At 66.5% G+C, this 15261-nt stretch carries 17 protein-coding genes, 1 tRNA gene and 1 pseudogene; 11 read left to right on the top strand and 8 right to left on the bottom strand.

The annotated features are described in order from the left end of the window. Positions 1 to 35: 35 nt before the first annotated feature. From VJ109_RS08620 to VJ109_RS08610, 3 genes and pseudogenes are all read left to right on the top strand, one after another. Positions 36 to 197, top strand: a pseudogene (locus VJ109_RS08620) (Rid family hydrolase); the annotation flags it as partial. 5 nt (positions 198 to 202) lie between these two features. Further along, the gene (locus VJ109_RS08615; protein ID WP_324756013.1) at positions 203 to 406 is read left to right on the top strand and encodes a DUF7981 family protein; all 204 of its coding nucleotides are present in this window, start codon (positions 203 to 205) and stop codon (positions 404 to 406) included. 28 nt (positions 407 to 434) lie between these two features. After that, positions 435 to 517, top strand: a tRNA-Ser gene (locus VJ109_RS08610). Positions 518 to 572: 55 nt separating this feature from the next. On the opposite strand, the gene VJ109_RS08605 is transcribed toward VJ109_RS08610, so the two are convergent. Both VJ109_RS08605 and VJ109_RS08600 read right to left on the bottom strand, forming a co-directional pair. Further along, on the bottom strand, positions 573 to 1598 hold the full coding sequence (locus tag VJ109_RS08605; RefSeq protein WP_324756011.1) for a sensor histidine kinase: 1026 nt from the start codon (positions 1596 to 1598) through the stop codon (positions 573 to 575). Between the two features lie 94 nt (positions 1599 to 1692). Continuing rightward, positions 1693 to 2067 carry a VOC family protein gene (locus VJ109_RS08600; protein WP_324756010.1) on the bottom strand — a complete coding sequence of 125 codons (375 nt, stop codon included), beginning with the start codon at positions 2065 to 2067 and terminating at the stop codon, positions 1693 to 1695. A gap of 89 nt (positions 2068 to 2156) precedes the next feature. Here VJ109_RS08600 and VJ109_RS08595 point away from each other — a divergent pair, with 89 nt between their 5' ends. Both VJ109_RS08595 and VJ109_RS08590 read left to right on the top strand, forming a co-directional pair. Next, positions 2157 to 3560, top strand: coding sequence for a PAS domain-containing sensor histidine kinase (locus tag VJ109_RS08595; protein ID WP_324756008.1), 1404 nt, complete (start codon positions 2157 to 2159; stop codon positions 3558 to 3560). A 39-nt stretch (positions 3561 to 3599) separates the two neighbouring features. Then, the gene (locus tag VJ109_RS08590) at positions 3600 to 4574 is read left to right on the top strand and encodes an aldo/keto reductase (RefSeq protein WP_324756006.1); all 975 of its coding nucleotides are present in this window, start codon (positions 3600 to 3602) and stop codon (positions 4572 to 4574) included. A 220-nt stretch (positions 4575 to 4794) separates the two neighbouring features. Here VJ109_RS08590 and VJ109_RS08585 read toward each other — a convergent pair whose 3' ends face one another. Next, on the bottom strand, positions 4795 to 5673 hold the full coding sequence (locus tag VJ109_RS08585; protein WP_324756004.1) for a PhzF family phenazine biosynthesis protein: 879 nt from the start codon (positions 5671 to 5673) through the stop codon (positions 4795 to 4797). A 90-nt stretch (positions 5674 to 5763) separates the two neighbouring features. On the opposite strand from VJ109_RS08585, the gene VJ109_RS08580 reads away from it, so the two are divergent. Further along, a complete protein-coding gene (locus VJ109_RS08580) occupies positions 5764 to 6384 on the top strand; it encodes a DJ-1/PfpI family protein (protein WP_324756002.1) in 621 nt (206 codons plus the stop codon). Positions 6385 to 6432: 48 nt separating this feature from the next. Here VJ109_RS08580 and VJ109_RS08575 read toward each other — a convergent pair whose 3' ends face one another. Beyond that, on the bottom strand, positions 6433 to 7500 hold the full coding sequence (locus VJ109_RS08575) for a Gfo/Idh/MocA family protein (RefSeq protein WP_324756000.1): 1068 nt from the start codon (positions 7498 to 7500) through the stop codon (positions 6433 to 6435). Between the two features lie 34 nt (positions 7501 to 7534). After that, positions 7535 to 8458 (bottom strand): ribonuclease Z, encoded by a 924-nt coding sequence (rnz, locus tag VJ109_RS08570; RefSeq protein WP_324755998.1) that lies wholly within the window; start codon positions 8456 to 8458, stop codon positions 7535 to 7537. 289 nt (positions 8459 to 8747) lie between these two features. Between rnz and VJ109_RS08565 the strand changes: the two genes are divergently transcribed. The 4 genes from VJ109_RS08565 (at position 8748) to VJ109_RS08550 (ending at position 12611) form a co-directional block, all read left to right on the top strand. Then, entirely contained in the window at positions 8748 to 10307 is a 1560-nt protein-coding gene (locus tag VJ109_RS08565; RefSeq protein ID WP_324755996.1) for a DUF7282 domain-containing protein, read from the top strand. A 50-nt stretch (positions 10308 to 10357) separates the two neighbouring features. Continuing rightward, positions 10358 to 11023 carry a potassium channel family protein gene (locus VJ109_RS08560; protein WP_324755994.1) on the top strand — a complete coding sequence of 222 codons (666 nt, stop codon included), beginning with the start codon at positions 10358 to 10360 and terminating at the stop codon, positions 11021 to 11023. 246 nt (positions 11024 to 11269) lie between these two features. Continuing rightward, complete coding sequence (locus VJ109_RS08555; protein ID WP_324755993.1) at positions 11270 to 11743, top strand: DUF7384 family protein; 474 nt, start codon at positions 11270 to 11272, stop codon at positions 11741 to 11743. 55 nt (positions 11744 to 11798) lie between these two features. Beyond that, the gene (locus tag VJ109_RS08550; RefSeq protein ID WP_324755991.1) at positions 11799 to 12611 is read left to right on the top strand and encodes a DUF8054 domain-containing protein; all 813 of its coding nucleotides are present in this window, start codon (positions 11799 to 11801) and stop codon (positions 12609 to 12611) included. Here the strand turns inward: VJ109_RS08550 and VJ109_RS08545 are convergent. From VJ109_RS08545 to VJ109_RS08535, 3 genes are all read right to left on the bottom strand, one after another. Next, positions 12608 to 13384 carry an SDR family NAD(P)-dependent oxidoreductase gene (locus tag VJ109_RS08545; protein WP_324755989.1) on the bottom strand — a complete coding sequence of 259 codons (777 nt, stop codon included), beginning with the start codon at positions 13382 to 13384 and terminating at the stop codon, positions 12608 to 12610. The genes VJ109_RS08550 and VJ109_RS08545 overlap by 4 nt on opposite strands. Then, a complete protein-coding gene (gene rdgB, locus VJ109_RS08540; protein WP_324755987.1) occupies positions 13381 to 13956 on the bottom strand; it encodes an RdgB/HAM1 family non-canonical purine NTP pyrophosphatase in 576 nt (191 codons plus the stop codon). Before rdgB ends, VJ109_RS08545 begins: the two co-directional genes overlap by 4 nt. A gap of 74 nt (positions 13957 to 14030) precedes the next feature. Next, the gene (locus tag VJ109_RS08535; RefSeq protein ID WP_324755985.1) at positions 14031 to 14306 is read right to left on the bottom strand and encodes a DUF5808 domain-containing protein; all 276 of its coding nucleotides are present in this window, start codon (positions 14304 to 14306) and stop codon (positions 14031 to 14033) included. Positions 14307 to 14448: 142 nt separating this feature from the next. On the opposite strand from VJ109_RS08535, the gene VJ109_RS08530 reads away from it, so the two are divergent. Continuing rightward, positions 14449 to 15261 carry a hypothetical protein gene (locus tag VJ109_RS08530; protein ID WP_324755984.1) on the top strand — a complete coding sequence of 271 codons (813 nt, stop codon included), beginning with the start codon at positions 14449 to 14451 and terminating at the stop codon, positions 15259 to 15261.

Below are 15261 nucleotides of genomic sequence, written 5' to 3'. Positions count from 1 at the left end.
CGGTTTTTAACCCGCTGGCGGTCACCGACTCCAGTATGAGAGAGACGATCCACACCGACGAAGCCCCCGCGGCCGTCGGCGCGTACAGCCAGGCGACGACCACTGACGAGTTGGTGTTTACTGCCGGCCAGCTCCCGCCGACATCCGACGGCGATCTGCTCGGCGGCGCTGCCGTCGAGATCGAAGCGGTCGCCGCAAAGTGATGGATCGGACGACGAAATCCAGCCTCCTGTGGGGCGTCGTCGGCGCACTGAGCTTCCTCGTGCTCGTCCAGGGGTACGAACTGCTCGCGGCCCGCTCCATCGCCGCGACGATCAAGGTCGGCGTGGCACTGGCTGTCGGTGCCGGCGCCACCGCCCTCACGCATACCGCCCGCGGACGACTGCCCGGAAACGAAAGCCCTTAATCGGCGGCCACCACACAGTCGGTTGCGAGCCAGAGTGGCCGAACCTGGTAAGGCGCACGCCTGGAAAGCGTGTTCCCTTTGGGATTCTGGGTTCAAATCCCAGCTCTGGCGTGCTTCTCACGGAAACTATCCGGAAGCTGTGGTTCCCGCCGATCGCCAACGGTGGTCAATCGGTCGTCCCGGAATGCCCGTCGACGAACTCGATGTCGTGGAGTTCGATCCGAGCGCCGCCGTCCGCTCCGGTCATCGCCGTGACCCGCCAATCGTGTGACGCCGCGAGTTCCCACACGATGGCGAGTCCGAGCCCCGTCCCGGATTTCGCGGTGGTGTAGCCGCTCTCGAACACCCGATCCACGTCGTCGAAGCCGGGACCGTCGTCCTCGACGTAGATCCCGGTTCCCGAATCGAGGGTCCCGACGGTGACCGCCTCGCCGCCGTGTTCGACGGCGTTCCGAAAGAGGTTCTCCAGCAGCTGCTGGAGCCGGTCGGGGTCGGCCAGGACCGTGGCGTCGGTCTCGGTTCGGAGCGTGGCGGTGTCGGTCTCGACGGTCCGCCAGGCCCGGTCGACGACAGCCCCGAGTGCGACCGATTCGACCCGCAGGTCGGGGTCACGCTCCCGGGCCAGCGTCAGGACATCGTCGATCAGCGACTCCATCCGGTCGTGAGACTCGGCGACGGCGTCGAGGTGTTCGCTCTCGTGGTCGCGGCGAGCGAGTTCGAGCTGACCGGACGCGACGTTCAGCGGGTTCCGCAGGTCGTGACTGACCATGTTGGTGAACTGTTCCATCCGCTCGCGCTGCCGGACGAGCTTGTCGTTGGTCCGTTGGAGTCGTGCGGAGTAGACGCCCACGACCGCGCCGAGCGTGGCCCCGAACCCCAGCGAGGCGACCACCGCGAGGAGAAACGAGGTGTCGAACCGTCTGCTGATCTGACCGAAGAACGCACCGATACCGAAGAAGACGACCACACCCAGCGCGGTCCAGCGGAGGACGGTCCACCCGTGTCCGTCGAGTGTTCCGCCGTCCAGCCACCAGCCGTACACGACCAATCCGAGACCGAGCACGACCGGGAGACTGCTCTGGATCGCGAGCACGTGGAAGGGAGCGTCCCCGAGTGCCGCAGCCGCCGCTGTTCCCAACAGGATGCAGCAACCGAGCAACCCGAGCAGGTTCCAGCGAACTATGTCCGACATATCCGTCGGCCATCCAGGTGTACGTGGTTATCAGCATTTATTTCCGGTGTTTCGTCGGTTCCAGCGTCGACGTGGAACCGGGCGCTGTGCCGGATCAGTCCCACTGGAACAGTTCGAGCGTGTACCCTTCGGGGTCCTCGACGAAGGCCGCGTAGGCGTCGGCTTCGGGGATCGTCGTCGGTTCCAGGACCGCCACACCGCCGGCCTCGATGGCCGTCTCGAACTGTCCGTCAACGTCGTCGACGGTAAAGGCGACGTGGTCGGTGTCGGCACGGCTCGGTGCGATCGGGGTCGTCCGGTCGGGATCGTAGCGGAGCTGGATGTCGCCGTCCGAGCCCGGCCGTCCCAGGTAGACGTTCTCGACGCCGTTGAGCGTGAATCGGTTCGTCTCCTCGAAACCCAGCGCCTCGTAGAACGCCATCGAGCGGTCGAGATCCGAGACACAGAGCGCGACGTGTGCCAAGTCCATGCCCGCTGGGTTCGAGAGCCCCGGAGATGACTGTACCGGTGTGGGACCGCCATCGGTGTTTTCAGGCTACAGACACAACGTTGGGCCGCATGAGTGATTCGGGTCCCTCGACGCTCCTGCTTGAGTACACGCAAGACAAGATCGCGGTACTGGACGAGTCGGGGACCTACACGTACGTCAACGCGGCCGCGGAGCCGATCCTCGGCTACGAACCCGCAGCGCTGGTCGGGACGAACGCCTTCGAGCACATCCACCCCGAGGAGCGCGAGACAGTACAGGACGCCTTCGGCTCCGTCGTCGAGTCCGAGGCGTTCCAGGCGACCACGTCGACGTACCGCCACCGTGCCAGCGACGGGTCGTGGGTCTGGCTCGAAAGCCGGATGTCGAACGTGACCGACACCGAACTGGAGGGGTACGTCGTCAGTTCCCGGGTCGTCACCGACCGCGTCGAGGCCGAACGGGCGCGCATCGAGAGTCAGGAACGGCTCGCCGAACTGGCCGATACCACCGACGATGTCCTGTGGATGTTTGACGGGGACTGGGAGGAACTACTGTTCTGCAACCCGGCCTACGAGACGGTGTACGGCAGGTCTGTCGAGGAACTCGAAGCGGACCCACAGAACTTCTTCGAGTCTATCTATCCACCGGATCGGGAGAGCGTCAGAGCGGCCTTAGAACAGCTTTCGGCCGGTGAGCGGGTCGATATGGAGTACCGCGTGAACCCCACGACGGGATATAACCGGTGGGTCTGGGTCCAGGGCGAACCCATCGTCAGGGACGGCGAGGTCGTCCGTATCGCGGGGTTCAGCCGCGATGTCACGTACCGTCGCCGCCGGGAGCGCCAGCTTGCGGTGCTCGATAACTTCCTGCGGCACAACATCCGCAACCAGTTGACCGTGGTCATCGGCAGCGCCGATACCCTTGAGTCCAACCCGGCCGCGGACGTCAAGACCCACGCAGCGATGATCCGCCGTGCCGGTGAGGGGCTCTTAGAGACTGCGGAGAAACAACGCGACATCGTCGAGATGCTCACCGAGAAACCCCGGACCGCGACGACCGACATGGTCGGGGCAATCCAGGGTGTCACCGGACGCCTCGGCGACCAGTACCCCGAGGCGGACATCGAGCATTCGCTTCCAAAGACTGCGATCGTCGACGGCCCCGGCGAACTGGAATGTGCGATCGCGGAACTCGTCGAGAACGCCATCCACCACAACGATCGTGGGACGCCGCGGGTCCGGATCACCGTCGAGTCGACCGACGACCGGATCGAGGTGACTGTCGACGACACCGCGGCCCCGATCCCGGAGTACGACCGGAACGTCCTGCTGGGCGACCACGAGATGTCGGCGGTCAACCACAGCCGCGGCTGTGGGCTCTGGCTCGTCTACTGGACCGTCGACCTGGCAGGAGGGACCATCAAGCACACGGCGGACGAGCGGGGGAACACGGTGACACTGTCCCTGCCGCGGGCGTCGGAGCGCGAGGACTGACAGCGACGGGGATTTATCCGCCGCGCCCGACACCCGGCTATGGAGTACACCACACTCGGTTCGACTGGGATGGAGGTCAGCAAGATCTGTCTGGGCTGTATGAGCTTCGGGAGCGGCCGCGAGTGGATGTTAGACGAAGCGGAGAGCCGCGACCTCATCGAGCGGGCGATCGACCTGGGCGTGAACTTCTTCGACACCGCCAACGTCTACTCGGCCGGCGAGAGCGAGGAGATCCTGGGCGACGTACTGGCCGAGTACGACCGCGACGAGCAGGTCGTCGCGACCAAGGTCCGGTTCCCCGGTGCCGACGACCACCGGAACGCACGCGGACTCTCGCGGAAGACCATCGAGCAGGAGCTGTCGAACTCCCTTGACCGACTCGGGATGGACACCGTGGACCTCTATCAGATCCACCGCTGGGATTACGACACGCCCATCGAGACGACGCTGCGGGCGCTCGACGACGCCGTCCGGCGCGGGCAGGTCCGACACGTCGGTGCCTCCTCGATGTGGGCCTACCAGTTCCAGCGTGCCCTAGCGATCAGCGACCGCGAGGGGCTGGCCCGCTTCGAGACGATGCAGAACCTCTATCACCTGACGTACCGCGAGGAGGAACGCGAGATGCTGCCCCTCTGTGATCGGGAGGACGTTGGCGTCATCCCGTGGAGTCCGCTGGGAGCGGGCTATCTCGCCCGTCCCCACGAGGAGTTCACGTCGACGACCCGGGGCGTCCACGAGAACGAGAACGCGGAGGTCCCGTACGACGAGGGGTCAGGCAGCCAGGAGATCAACGAGCGCGTCCAGGAACTGGCCGCCGACTACGGCGTGACGATGGCCCAGATCGGGATGGCCTGGCACTTCGAGAACGAGTACACCACCGCGCCGATCCTCGGGACCTCCAGTATCGAGCACTTAGAGGAGGCCGTCGAAGCCCTGGAGATCGACCTCTCGGCGTCCGACATGGCGTATCTGGAGGAGCCGTACGAGCCGGTTCCGGTGTACGGGCACGAATAGCGAGGGACCGACCGGAGGGAGGTCCCTCGAAGAAGCGCAGCGGCGACCAGCGGGAGCCGCGAGTAGCGAGACTCCGAGCACAGCGAGGAATCTCGACGGAACGGCGAACGCAGTGAGCCGTGGAGTAGCGAGGCGCAGCGGTGAGCGAAGCGAACCGCGAGCAGTAGCGGGATTCCGATCGAAGGGGTCTCGTATAGCGAGCAGTAGCGGGATCGAACCGCTACACCAACTCGCCGCGAGCGACCGGGACGACACGGCCACCGACGCGAACGTCGACCACGTCGCCGCTGGCGTCGGCCGACAGTTCCAGCAGCGACGGTCGTCCCATCTCGTATCCCTGTTCGACCCGGACGTCGACGGTGTCGCCGCCGAAGAACTCGTGGCGGGCCAGATACGCCGCGAGACAGCCGTTCGAGGAGCCGGTCGCCGGGTCTTCGGGGACATCGTAGAAGGGCGCGAACACGCGGTCGGCGACATCGTTGGCGTCGTCCCGCGGGTCCGGACAGAACGCCAGGACGTTCTTCGCCTCGCGCTCGCCGGTCACGCGGTCGTAGGCCGCCCGATCGAGGTCGATACTCGTCAGCGCCTCGCGGTCGGGAAGCGGGACGACGACCGTCGGAAGCCCGGTCGAGACGACCTGCACCGGCCAGTCGGTGTCGAGCGCGTCGGTCGGGAGTCCCAGGACAGCCGCGAGATCCTCGTGGGCGAGGCGGTCACCGAACGCGGGAGGCTGTTGGGTCATCCACAGCGACTCGCCGTCGCCGTCTGCGACCGTCTCGACGGGGATATCCCCGACGGGAAGATCCAGCACCACCGTCTCCGGGCGGCCCGTCGCGAGGTGTTCGCGGATCACCGCCGCGGTTCCGAGCGTCGGGTGGCCGGCGAAGGGCACCTCCTCGGCGGGCGTGAAGATCCGGACCGGCCACGCGCCGTCCTCGGGCGGGCCGGTGACGAAGGTCGTCTCCGAGAAGTCCATCTCGTCGGCGATTGCCTGCATCTCCGTCGCGTCGAGACCGCCGGCGTCACAGACGACGGCGAGTTGGTTGCCGGCGTAGCGCTGGCGGGCGAACACGTCGACGAGGTGGAGCGGGCGGGACATATCCACGGGGTAGACGGCGCCGACAAAGAGCGTGTGGGAGCCGTGGTACCACATCGCTATGGCTTTGCCGGTGGTGACGCTGTTCGGGGTATGGACACTGTCGCAGTGGTCTGTTACGAGGGATTCGACGAACTGGACGCCGTCGGTCCCTACGAGGTGTTCGAGAACGCCGGCCGCGCGGGTGCCGGGTGGGACGTGACACTCCGGTCGGTCCGAGAGACCGAGACGGTGACCGCCAGCCACGGCCTCCGCGTCGAACCGGACGGGCCGTTAGCTGCCGTCGACGCCGACCTCCTGGTCGTCGCCGGTGGTGGGTGGAACACGCGCGGGGACGACGGCGCGTGGGCGGAAGCCGAACGGGGAGAGTTGCCCGAACTGCTGGCGACAGCCCACGACCGCGGCGCGACCGTCGCCGGCGTCTGTACCGGCGGGATGCTCTTGGCTCGGGCGGGACTGCTCGACGGGCGGCCGGCGGTCACTCATCAGGGTGCGATCGACGACCTCCGGGCGACTGGTGCCGAGGTGGTCGACGCCCGCGTGGTCGACGACGGCGACGTGCTGACCGCCGGCGGCGTTACCTCGGGGCTCGATCTCGCCGTCCATCTGGTCGCACGCGAGTGGGGTGAGGACGTGGCTGAACGGGTCACCCGCGAGATGGAGTACGAACGCCGCGGGAGCGTCTACCGTGAACCCGGGAGTGGACAGCGGTAGTGGCTCGACTCGTGTGAACCTGTCTTCTCGCCTCCCTGACCGCCTGATTCAGGCGTTGGCGTGGGCCTCGTTGAGCAGGTCCTGGACGTTGACCACTTCGTCGCGCTTGCTGCTCTCGATAGCCGCGAAGACGATGGCCATCGATTCGAGAACGGCGTCGACGTTGGTCTCCATCCGGGCGGTCCCGTCGAGCCAGTCACAGAACTGCTCGATGAGCCAGGTGTTCTCCCAGGTGGGGCGTTCGTCCAGCGGGAGCTGTTCGCCCTCGGGTTTCCGTCCCCAGTTGCCGACATCGTCAGCGTCGAAGGGGTATCGAGTCAGTTCACGGTGGTCCAGGACGATCGTCTCGTCGCGACACTCCGCACGGAACTGTTCGTGGCCCCAGCCGTTCATCGCCGTCGCGTTGGCGTAACTCCCTTCGTACTGGACGCGGGTGCCGTCGGCGAAGTACATCGTCACGAAGCCGCTACAGTCCCCCTCGTAGTCGGCGGCGTCGGGGACCCACGTATCGGCATAGACCGTCTCACAGGGCGCGTCGACAAGCGACGCGAGGATATCCAGATGGTGGACCGCGCCGTCGAGCAACAGCAGGTCGTCCATCTCGTGGACGTAGTCGGAGTAGACCCCCCGCTCGCGGACGTTACCGGTGTACCGGGCCGTGAGATAGTCGATCGGACTGGCCTCCTGGACCGCACGGCGAAACGTCGTCTTGTCCTGATCGAAGCGGTGGCTCATCGTGATCCCCATCTTCTTGTCGGCTTCCCGGACCTTCTTCGCGATCCGGACCGACCCCTCTAGCGTGTCCGCGATCGGTTTTTCCGAGAGGATGTGACAGTCGTGGTCGAGGGCGATGTCGACGACCGGTTCGTGGGCGGCCGGCGGGGTTACGATCGAGACGAAATCAGCCTCGCGTTCGCTCAGTGCCGTCTCCAGATCCGTATAGCAGCGCTCGGCAGCGAGATCCAACTCCGACTGGGCGAGCGTGAGCCGATCGGGGTCGGTATCGACGGCGGCGGCGACCTCGATGCGACCGGCCGCAACGTTCGGCGGGATCGACTGTTCGACCCAGTGGCGTCCACGGCCACCGAGCCCGACGTGTACCATCCGATAGGTCATACCGCGGCTACCGTATCCGTCCGTAAAGGTACCACTATTCGCTGTCGGGGAAGGCGACCTCGCGTTCGCGGCCGTCCTCGGGGACGAACACCTCGCCGTCGAAGACCTCGCCGGCCTCCGCCGCCAGTCGGTCGGTCTGCCCGGCGTAGCGCGTCGAGATGTGGGTCAGCGCCAGCGCGCGGACGCCGGCGTCGGCCGCAACCTGGCCGGCTTCGCGGGCCGTCGAATGGGCCGTCGCCTGTGCGCGGTCGGCCCGGTCCTGTGCGAAGGTCGCGTCGTGGACGAGCAGGTCGGCGTCGGCGCTCGCCTCGACGACGGCGTCGATCGGCCGGGTGTCGCCGGTGTAGACGAATGTCCGACCGGGGCGGGGTGGCCCGACCACCTCGTCGGGCTGGATCGTCCGCCCGTCGTGTTCGATCGGTTCGCCCCGGTGGAGTTTCGAGTACTTCGGTCCCGGCGGAATGCCCAGTTCTTCCTCGGCTTTCCGGCGGTCGAACCGACCCTTGCGGTCGTCCTCGTCGACGACGTAGCCGACCGACGCGCACCGATGGGTCGTCGCGATCGCCCGGACGGTGTAGTCTTCGCCGTCCAGCGCGACGTCGCCGGCAGAGAGCTCGTTGATCCGGACCGGAAAGGACGGTTTCGTCCCGTTGGCCTCGATGAGTTGCCGAACGTTCCCGCGGGTTCCAGCGGGCGTGTGGATCGCGATGGGGGCGTCTCGGTCGTTGAAATCGAACGTCTGGAGCAGCCCCGGAATCCCCAGGACGTGATCGCCGTGGAGGTGTGTCACGAACAGGTGATCGACGGAGAACCCCGTTCCAAAACGCATCATCTGGCGCTGGGTCCCCTCGCCGCAGTCGAACAGGAGGTAATCGCCGTCCTTGTTGACGAACAGCCCGCTCGTGTTTCGCTGTGTCGTCGGCACGGCCCCACTCGTCCCGAGGAACGTCACGCGCATCTCGTCGCACCGTCGGCCGCCGACGGGTAAACGCGTGTCGAAAGCCACCGACCGCCGGTTCCGGCGGTCGAAAAGTGTCGATAAATATTTACATTCGCTATCGATAGGCGATGGTAGCCAACAGACCCGAATCCAGTAAGTCGAACATATAGGCTTTTAGTCGGTCGAGCGGCCGGCTTTGCATCGCTATAGGAACTCGTTTCTACCGATAACCAGCCCCAACCACCAGTGTTAGATCGTAAACAATTGTCCCGCTTTATCCACGCTTCGACCGTGCGCTGAACCGGCTATGGATACAGTCACAGAGAAGTTGACATCGGTGACGATGGTCGGCATCCTGCTCATGTCGGCGCTAACGCTCGTCGCGTTCACTGGACCGGGTATGGCACAGACTGCCAACGCCGGGAACGCCGCGGGCAACACGGCCGTCTCGTTCTCGGACCAATCGACCGACGGAACCGCGGTTACGGTCGACTCGGTGAACGTCTCGGAGGGCGGGTTCGTCGCCATCCACAACGAGAGCCTGTTCGACGGTGACGCGGTCGGGAGCGTCGTCGGCGTCTCCGGCTATCTCGAACCGGGCCTCCACGAGAACGTCACGGTCACCCTCTTCGACGTTCCCGGCGCCTCCTTCGACGAAGACGAACTGACAGAGAGCCAGAACCTGATCGCGATGCCACATCGAGACACCGACGGCGACGAGACCTACGGCTTCGTCGCCACCGATGGCACCGCGGATGGTCCGTACCTCGACGCCGGACAAGCAGTCACCGACAGCGCAAACGTCACTGTGGTCGGGCAGACAACCAGCGAGTCGTTCACTGTACGCGATCTATCGGTCCCCATGGTTGTTGAGCGGGGAAGCAACCAGACCGTCAACGCGACGGTGACGAACCCCAACAACGTCGTCGAGACACAGACCGTGACGTTCCGAGTCGATGGCGACGTTGCCGCACGCGAGCAGGTGACCCTCGGTCCCGACGAATCGACGACGGTCGACTACCCGCTCAACACGACCGTCGCCGAGGGGACGTACTTCCTGGGCGTCTACACGCAGACCCGCGGCCAGCCGGCACAGGTCCGCATCGTCGAGGAGATCGAATCGTTCGGGGTCGCGAACCTCTCGGCACCCGCGTCGGCGACCGCTGGCGACACCGTCTCGGTGAACGCGACGATCACCAACCCGAACGCGTTCGCGCTCGCCCAGTCCGTCGAGTTCCGCTTCAGCGGCAACCAACTCGCAGAGCGGACTGTCACACTGGCAGCCAACGACTCCACGGAAGTCAGCTTCAGCGCCGACACCGCGGGAATCGAGCCCGGAAGCTACATCCACAGCGTATTCACCGTAGCGCGTGGCCAGTCGGCCCTCATCACGCTTACGACGACATCACCGACCACGACCGAGTCAGCGACTGTCTCCGTGTCCGACCAGTCGACCGACGGGGAGACCGTCACAGTCGACTCGGTGAACGTCTCGGAGGGCGGGTTCGTCGCCATCCACAACGAGAGCCTGTTCGACGGTGACGCTGTCGGGAGCGTCGTCGGCGTCTCCGACTATCTCGAACCGGGCCTCCACGAGAACGTTACGATCGGCCTCTTCGACGTTCCCGGCGCCTCCTTCGACGAAGACGAACTGACCGAGAACCAGAGCCTGATCGCGATGCCCCATCTAGACACCGATGGCGACGAGACCTACGGCTTCGTCGCCACCGATGGCGCCGCGGATGGTCCGTACCTCGACGCCGGTCAGGCGGTCACCGACAGCGCAAACGTCACGGTGAGCGACGACAGCCAGGGGACGTCGTTACCGCTCCCCGACAACGAGTCGACGGCGACCGGGACCAGCTGATACCCTGTCACCCGTTCACATTTATACCGGAGGCTGTCGTATCGGTCCCCATGAAGTTCGTCATCGTCGGCTACGGTCGCGTCGGCTCGCGGACCGCGCGTATCCTCCAGAGCGAGGGCCACGAAGTCAGCATTGTCGAGAACGATCTAGAGAAAGCGGATCGCGCCCGCGACGCCGGGTTCACCGTCTTCGAGGGCGACGGTACTGACGAGAGCGTCCTCGAAGACGCCGGCATCGAAACGGCAGACGCCATCGGCGGACTGACCGGCGACCTCAACACCAACTTCACCGCCTGTATGATCGGCAAGGAGTTCGGCTGTCGGACCGTTCTGCGGATCGACGCCGACTACCGCGAGGAGATCTACGAGAAGTACGCTGCCGACGTCGACGAGATCATCTACCCCGAACGGCTCGGGGCTGCCGGCGCGAAGACGGCACTACTGGGCGGGGACTTCAACGTCTTCGCGGACCTGACCGAGAAGCTCTCGATCGCCAGCGTCCGGGTCCCCGAGGGGTCGCCGGTGATCGGCACGCGTGTCGTCGAACTGGACCTCCCCGGCGAGGCTCGGGTGTACGCACACGGTCGCGCACACGAGTCGATGACGATCCCGCTTCCGCAGACGGAGATCGAGGCCGGCGACAGCGTCGCCGTGATGGCTGCACCCGAGGGACTCGACGAAGTCCGGGCGGCGTTCGGCGGCGAAGCCTCTGCCTGAAAACACGTGAGAGGGGTATCCGGGCGCGCTGTGGGAGGATAGGATAGGATTGGTCGCCGGTGCGCGCCCGGATAAGGCGAGGGTTCCTCGGGAAATAAACACCCGTCAGACAGGCGGCAGACGGTACGGCTTTTGCGCTCCCGTCCGTTCGTCGCCGTATGACCTGGAAAGAGCTGTTCGAACGAGCGAGCGAGTCCGGGACGAGCGTCGAGGACATCCGCGAAACGCTCTCGGAACGCCGCGACGATGCCTGAGTCGTCGCCGGCCCGCGTCGTCGCCGACGCCGACGTGCTGGCGGCGGACCTCCTGTGTGGCGACGGCCCCGCCCGGGCCGCGCTGGACCACGTGCGGCGCCACGCCTGGATGACCCTCGTCGCCAGCGATCCCCTGCTGAACGACGCACAGGCGGTGATCGAGCGGCTGAGCGATCCGTCGCTGGCGACCGACTGGCGCGAACGGATCGAGTGCGAACGCGAGCGGGTCGAACACCCGTCGGGGGACCACCCGGCACTGGCTTCGGCCTATCGAGGCGGGGCCGGACACCTGCTGTCCTTCGACGAGCGGCTTGGCAGCGCACAGACCGCCGCCGCGCTCCAGTCGCACATGCAGGTGAGCATCAGACCACCGGACGCCTTCGCGGGGCTGTTCGATCCGGAATCGCTGTACGCTGCCGTCGAGGGCGGGGAGTACCCCGGCCCCGACCGGGACCCGCGTGCCTGACCGGTTTCGCCCCGTCGAATTTTTCCCCACGAGCCACGAACGACTGGACATCGATATGCTGTCCCGACTCCGTAATCCCGAGTACACCGGAGCGAACCGCTGCCTTCCCTGTACGGTCGTCAACAGCGTCATCGCCGTCACGCTGGCGGGTGCGGTCGGTGTCGGGGTCGCGACGGTCGCGACGCCGGTCGCCGGTGGCGTCGCGGCCCTGCTTGTGCTGGCCGGATCGGCGCTGTCGATCTGGCTCCGGGGGTATCTGGTTCCCGGGACTCCGGAACTGACGAAACGGTATATGCCGCCCTGGCTGTTGGCCTGGTTCGGGAAGGGGCCGGCGGCCGAGACGGGCACCAGCCACTTCGAGGAAGAGGACATCGAACTGGAGACGATGCTGCTGGAACTCGATGTCCTGGAACCCTGTGATGACGTCGACGACCTCTGTCTCACCGACTCCTTCGACGAGGCCTGGACCCGCGAACTCCGGCAGGTCCCCGAGGACATCGACCCCCGTCGTGTCGTCGAACTGCTCGGGCTGGAAGCCGCCGAGGTCGGCATCCAGCAGTTCGACGACGCGGTCACGATCCACCGTGACGGTGGCCGTCTGGGACAGTGGCCATCGAAGACGGCACTGCGTGTCGATGTCGCAGCCGCCCGGACGCTGGCCGAGTGGACCGACGAGTGGGCGAAGCTCTCGCCCGGTGCTCGGGGGGAGACCTTGGCCGGTCTGCGCGTGTTCGTCCGGGAATGTCCCGACGGCAGCGCGGCGACCTTTACGACCGAGACCGTCGAGTCCTGCTGTTCGAACTACGAGGTCGTCACGGTCCGCTGTGAGGGGACCGGCGACCGCCTGCTCGAACAGCCAGTCAACTAACGCCCCTCGTTGACCAGCCGGGCGATCCGCCGGGTCACCGAGCGGGGTGCGATTCGCCCGAGGAGATCGACCGCGCGCATCAGCCGGCTCGGGATCACGACGGTCTCGCCCGCGACGAGGCCCTCGTAGGCGGCCTCGGCGACCGCTTCGGGGGAGTTGGTCGTCACCGAGCCGACCGTCGAGTCGCCCATCCCGGCACGCTCCTGGAACTCCGTGGCGACCGGGCCGGGACAGACGACCGTCACGTCGACCGGGTCGTCGCGCAGTTCCTCGGCGACGGCTTGCGTGAAACTGTTGACGTAGGCCTTGCTGGCGTAGTAGCCCGGGAGGAACGGGCCGGGCTGGAACCCGGCCATCGAGCCGACCGACAGCACCGCGCCGCCGTCCTCGAACTCGTCGAGGAACAGGCGGGTCAGCTCCACCGGAAGGACGACGTTGAGCCGCAACTGGGTGCGCTCGGCATCGAGGTCGCTGTCGGCGAAGGGGCCGTAGGTGCCGACGCCGACGTTGTTGACGAGCACCCCGACATCCAGCCCCCGCTCGGTGACCGTCTCGTGGAGGTCGATCGCCGCCCGTGGATCGTCCAGATCCATCGCGATCGGCGTCGCGGTCACGCCGTGAACCCGTTCGATCTCGGTCGCCAGCGACTGGAGTCGATCCTCGCGACGGGCGACCAACACCACGTCGTGGCCGTTCGCGGCGAACTCGCGGGCCAGCGCCGCGCCGATACCGGCCGACGCGCCCGTGATCAGCGCCGGTCCCGCGACGGTCATCGGTCGGCGTACCACTCGGCGAACGATTCGAGGGCGCGGCCACGGTGGGAGACGGCGTTTTTCTCGTCGGTGCTCATCTCCGCGAAGGTCGCCCCCTCGTGTTCGAAGATCGGATCGAAACCGAAGCCGCCGTCGCCGCGGGGCGCGACGATGGTCCCGTCGACCCGCCCCTCGAACAGCGCCACGGGTGCCTCGTCGTCGCTCCCCTCGTGGCCCCGGTCGGTCGAGAGCGGATCGCCGTCACAGTACGCGATGACGGTCTTGAACGCCGCCGAGCGGTCGGTCTCTGGTTCGGTCATGCGCCAGACGCGCTCGACGCCGACGGTGTCCTCGACGTACGAGGAGTACGGGCCGGGGAAGCCGTCGAAGGCGTCGACAAAGAGGCCGGCGTCGTCGACGACGACGGGGCCGTCCGCCGCCCGGTAGGCCGACCGAGCGCCGTGGGCGGCCACCGCCGCCAGGTCGTCGGCCTGGATCTCCGGGTAGTCGAAGTCGAACTGTTCGACATCGTCGTCGAGATAGGCGGTCGCCTCCCGGACTTTCCCGGGGTTGGTCGTCACGAAACTGAGCATACCGGAACTGGTGGGTCGACGGCAAAAGAGCCGTCGAAACCGCCGCTATCGACCGCCGAAAACAGTCGCCCTCGTCAGTCGACGACGACTTCGACGGGTTCGTCCTCGTCGTCCTCGTCGAACGCCTCCGCCTCGCCGCCGCGTTCGAGGTACAGCATCACGCCGGCGACCAGCAGCACGACCCACGCGCGCCAGTTCGCCAGGTTCAGCGTGTAGCCGATGCCGAACGGTTTCTCGACGAGCATCCCGTCGCCGGGCTTCCAGTACGAGGACACGAGGCGCTTGAGGCTCGGTCGCTCGAAGTTGTACGGCACGCCGAAGAGGGTCCCGGACTGTGGCTTGTCGTCCATACCCTCTGATACTGTCCCGGGCATTAAGTCAGTTGTCACCTCGGCAGCGCTGGACGCGAGTGCAGGTATCGTCGCCGCCTCGTGGGGGGTCACTAGAGGGCTAGTGTCGGGCTCTATTGTCCCGACCGGGTAAGGTGCCCCTATGCGACACTGGAAGGCAACCGACGGCGACGAGCGCGAACACATCGGAACGAGCAGACGGCGACTGCTGTCCTCGCTGGGAAGCGCGGCGGCCGTCGGTCTGGCCGGCTGTGGCGGCAGCGAGTCCAACGATGGGGGCGCACCGGCGACCGACGAGGGCGGGGAGGCCACCGACCAACCGATGGACGAGGGCGGCGGGGCCACCGATCAGGTAATGGACGAGGGAGGCGGCGGTGCCACAACTGAGTCAGCGACGCCCACGAGCGGCGGCGGCCCGGCGACCTGTTCGGACCTCGTCGGCGAGTACGCGGCGTTCGACCCCGGCGAACACCCGCTGACGGTCCGGGGAGAACGGCCAGCGGCACTGAGCAACATCACCTACGCCTCGCCGCCGGGGTTCAACATCCAGATGCGGGTGCCGGACCCGAACACGGCACCGTACCCGAAACTGCTGCGCATCACCCAGTCGGCCTACAAGAGCCGTGGCCAGTACGAGGAACCGTACGCACCGGGGGAGACCAGAGAAGGGGTCTCTATCGTGGAGTTCGAGTTCGCGGGCGAGACGCTCCAGGCGACACTCAGCGCATCCGGGGGATCGAACACCGTCGGGACCCGCCTGCCCTACGAGTTCGACGACGGGAAGCGGTACGTCACCACGCGGCTGCTCTACCGGGTCTTCGTCGGGAACGACGGCACCGAGATCGGTCCCGACTGTCCCGAAAACGTCGAGTCGTCGTTCATGCACGTTCTGAATTCCCTGGAGCCGAACCCGGCGACGACGATCCAGGCGGCGACCGACGAGTACAGCCGGTGA

It is taken from the genome of Haloarcula montana, assembly GCF_035666295.1.
GTDB lineage: Archaea > Halobacteriota > Halobacteria > Halobacteriales > Haloarculaceae > Haloarcula > Haloarcula montana.
The sequence above is the reverse complement of the archived record's forward strand: the minus strand, read 5'-3'. Positions and strand labels throughout refer to the sequence as shown.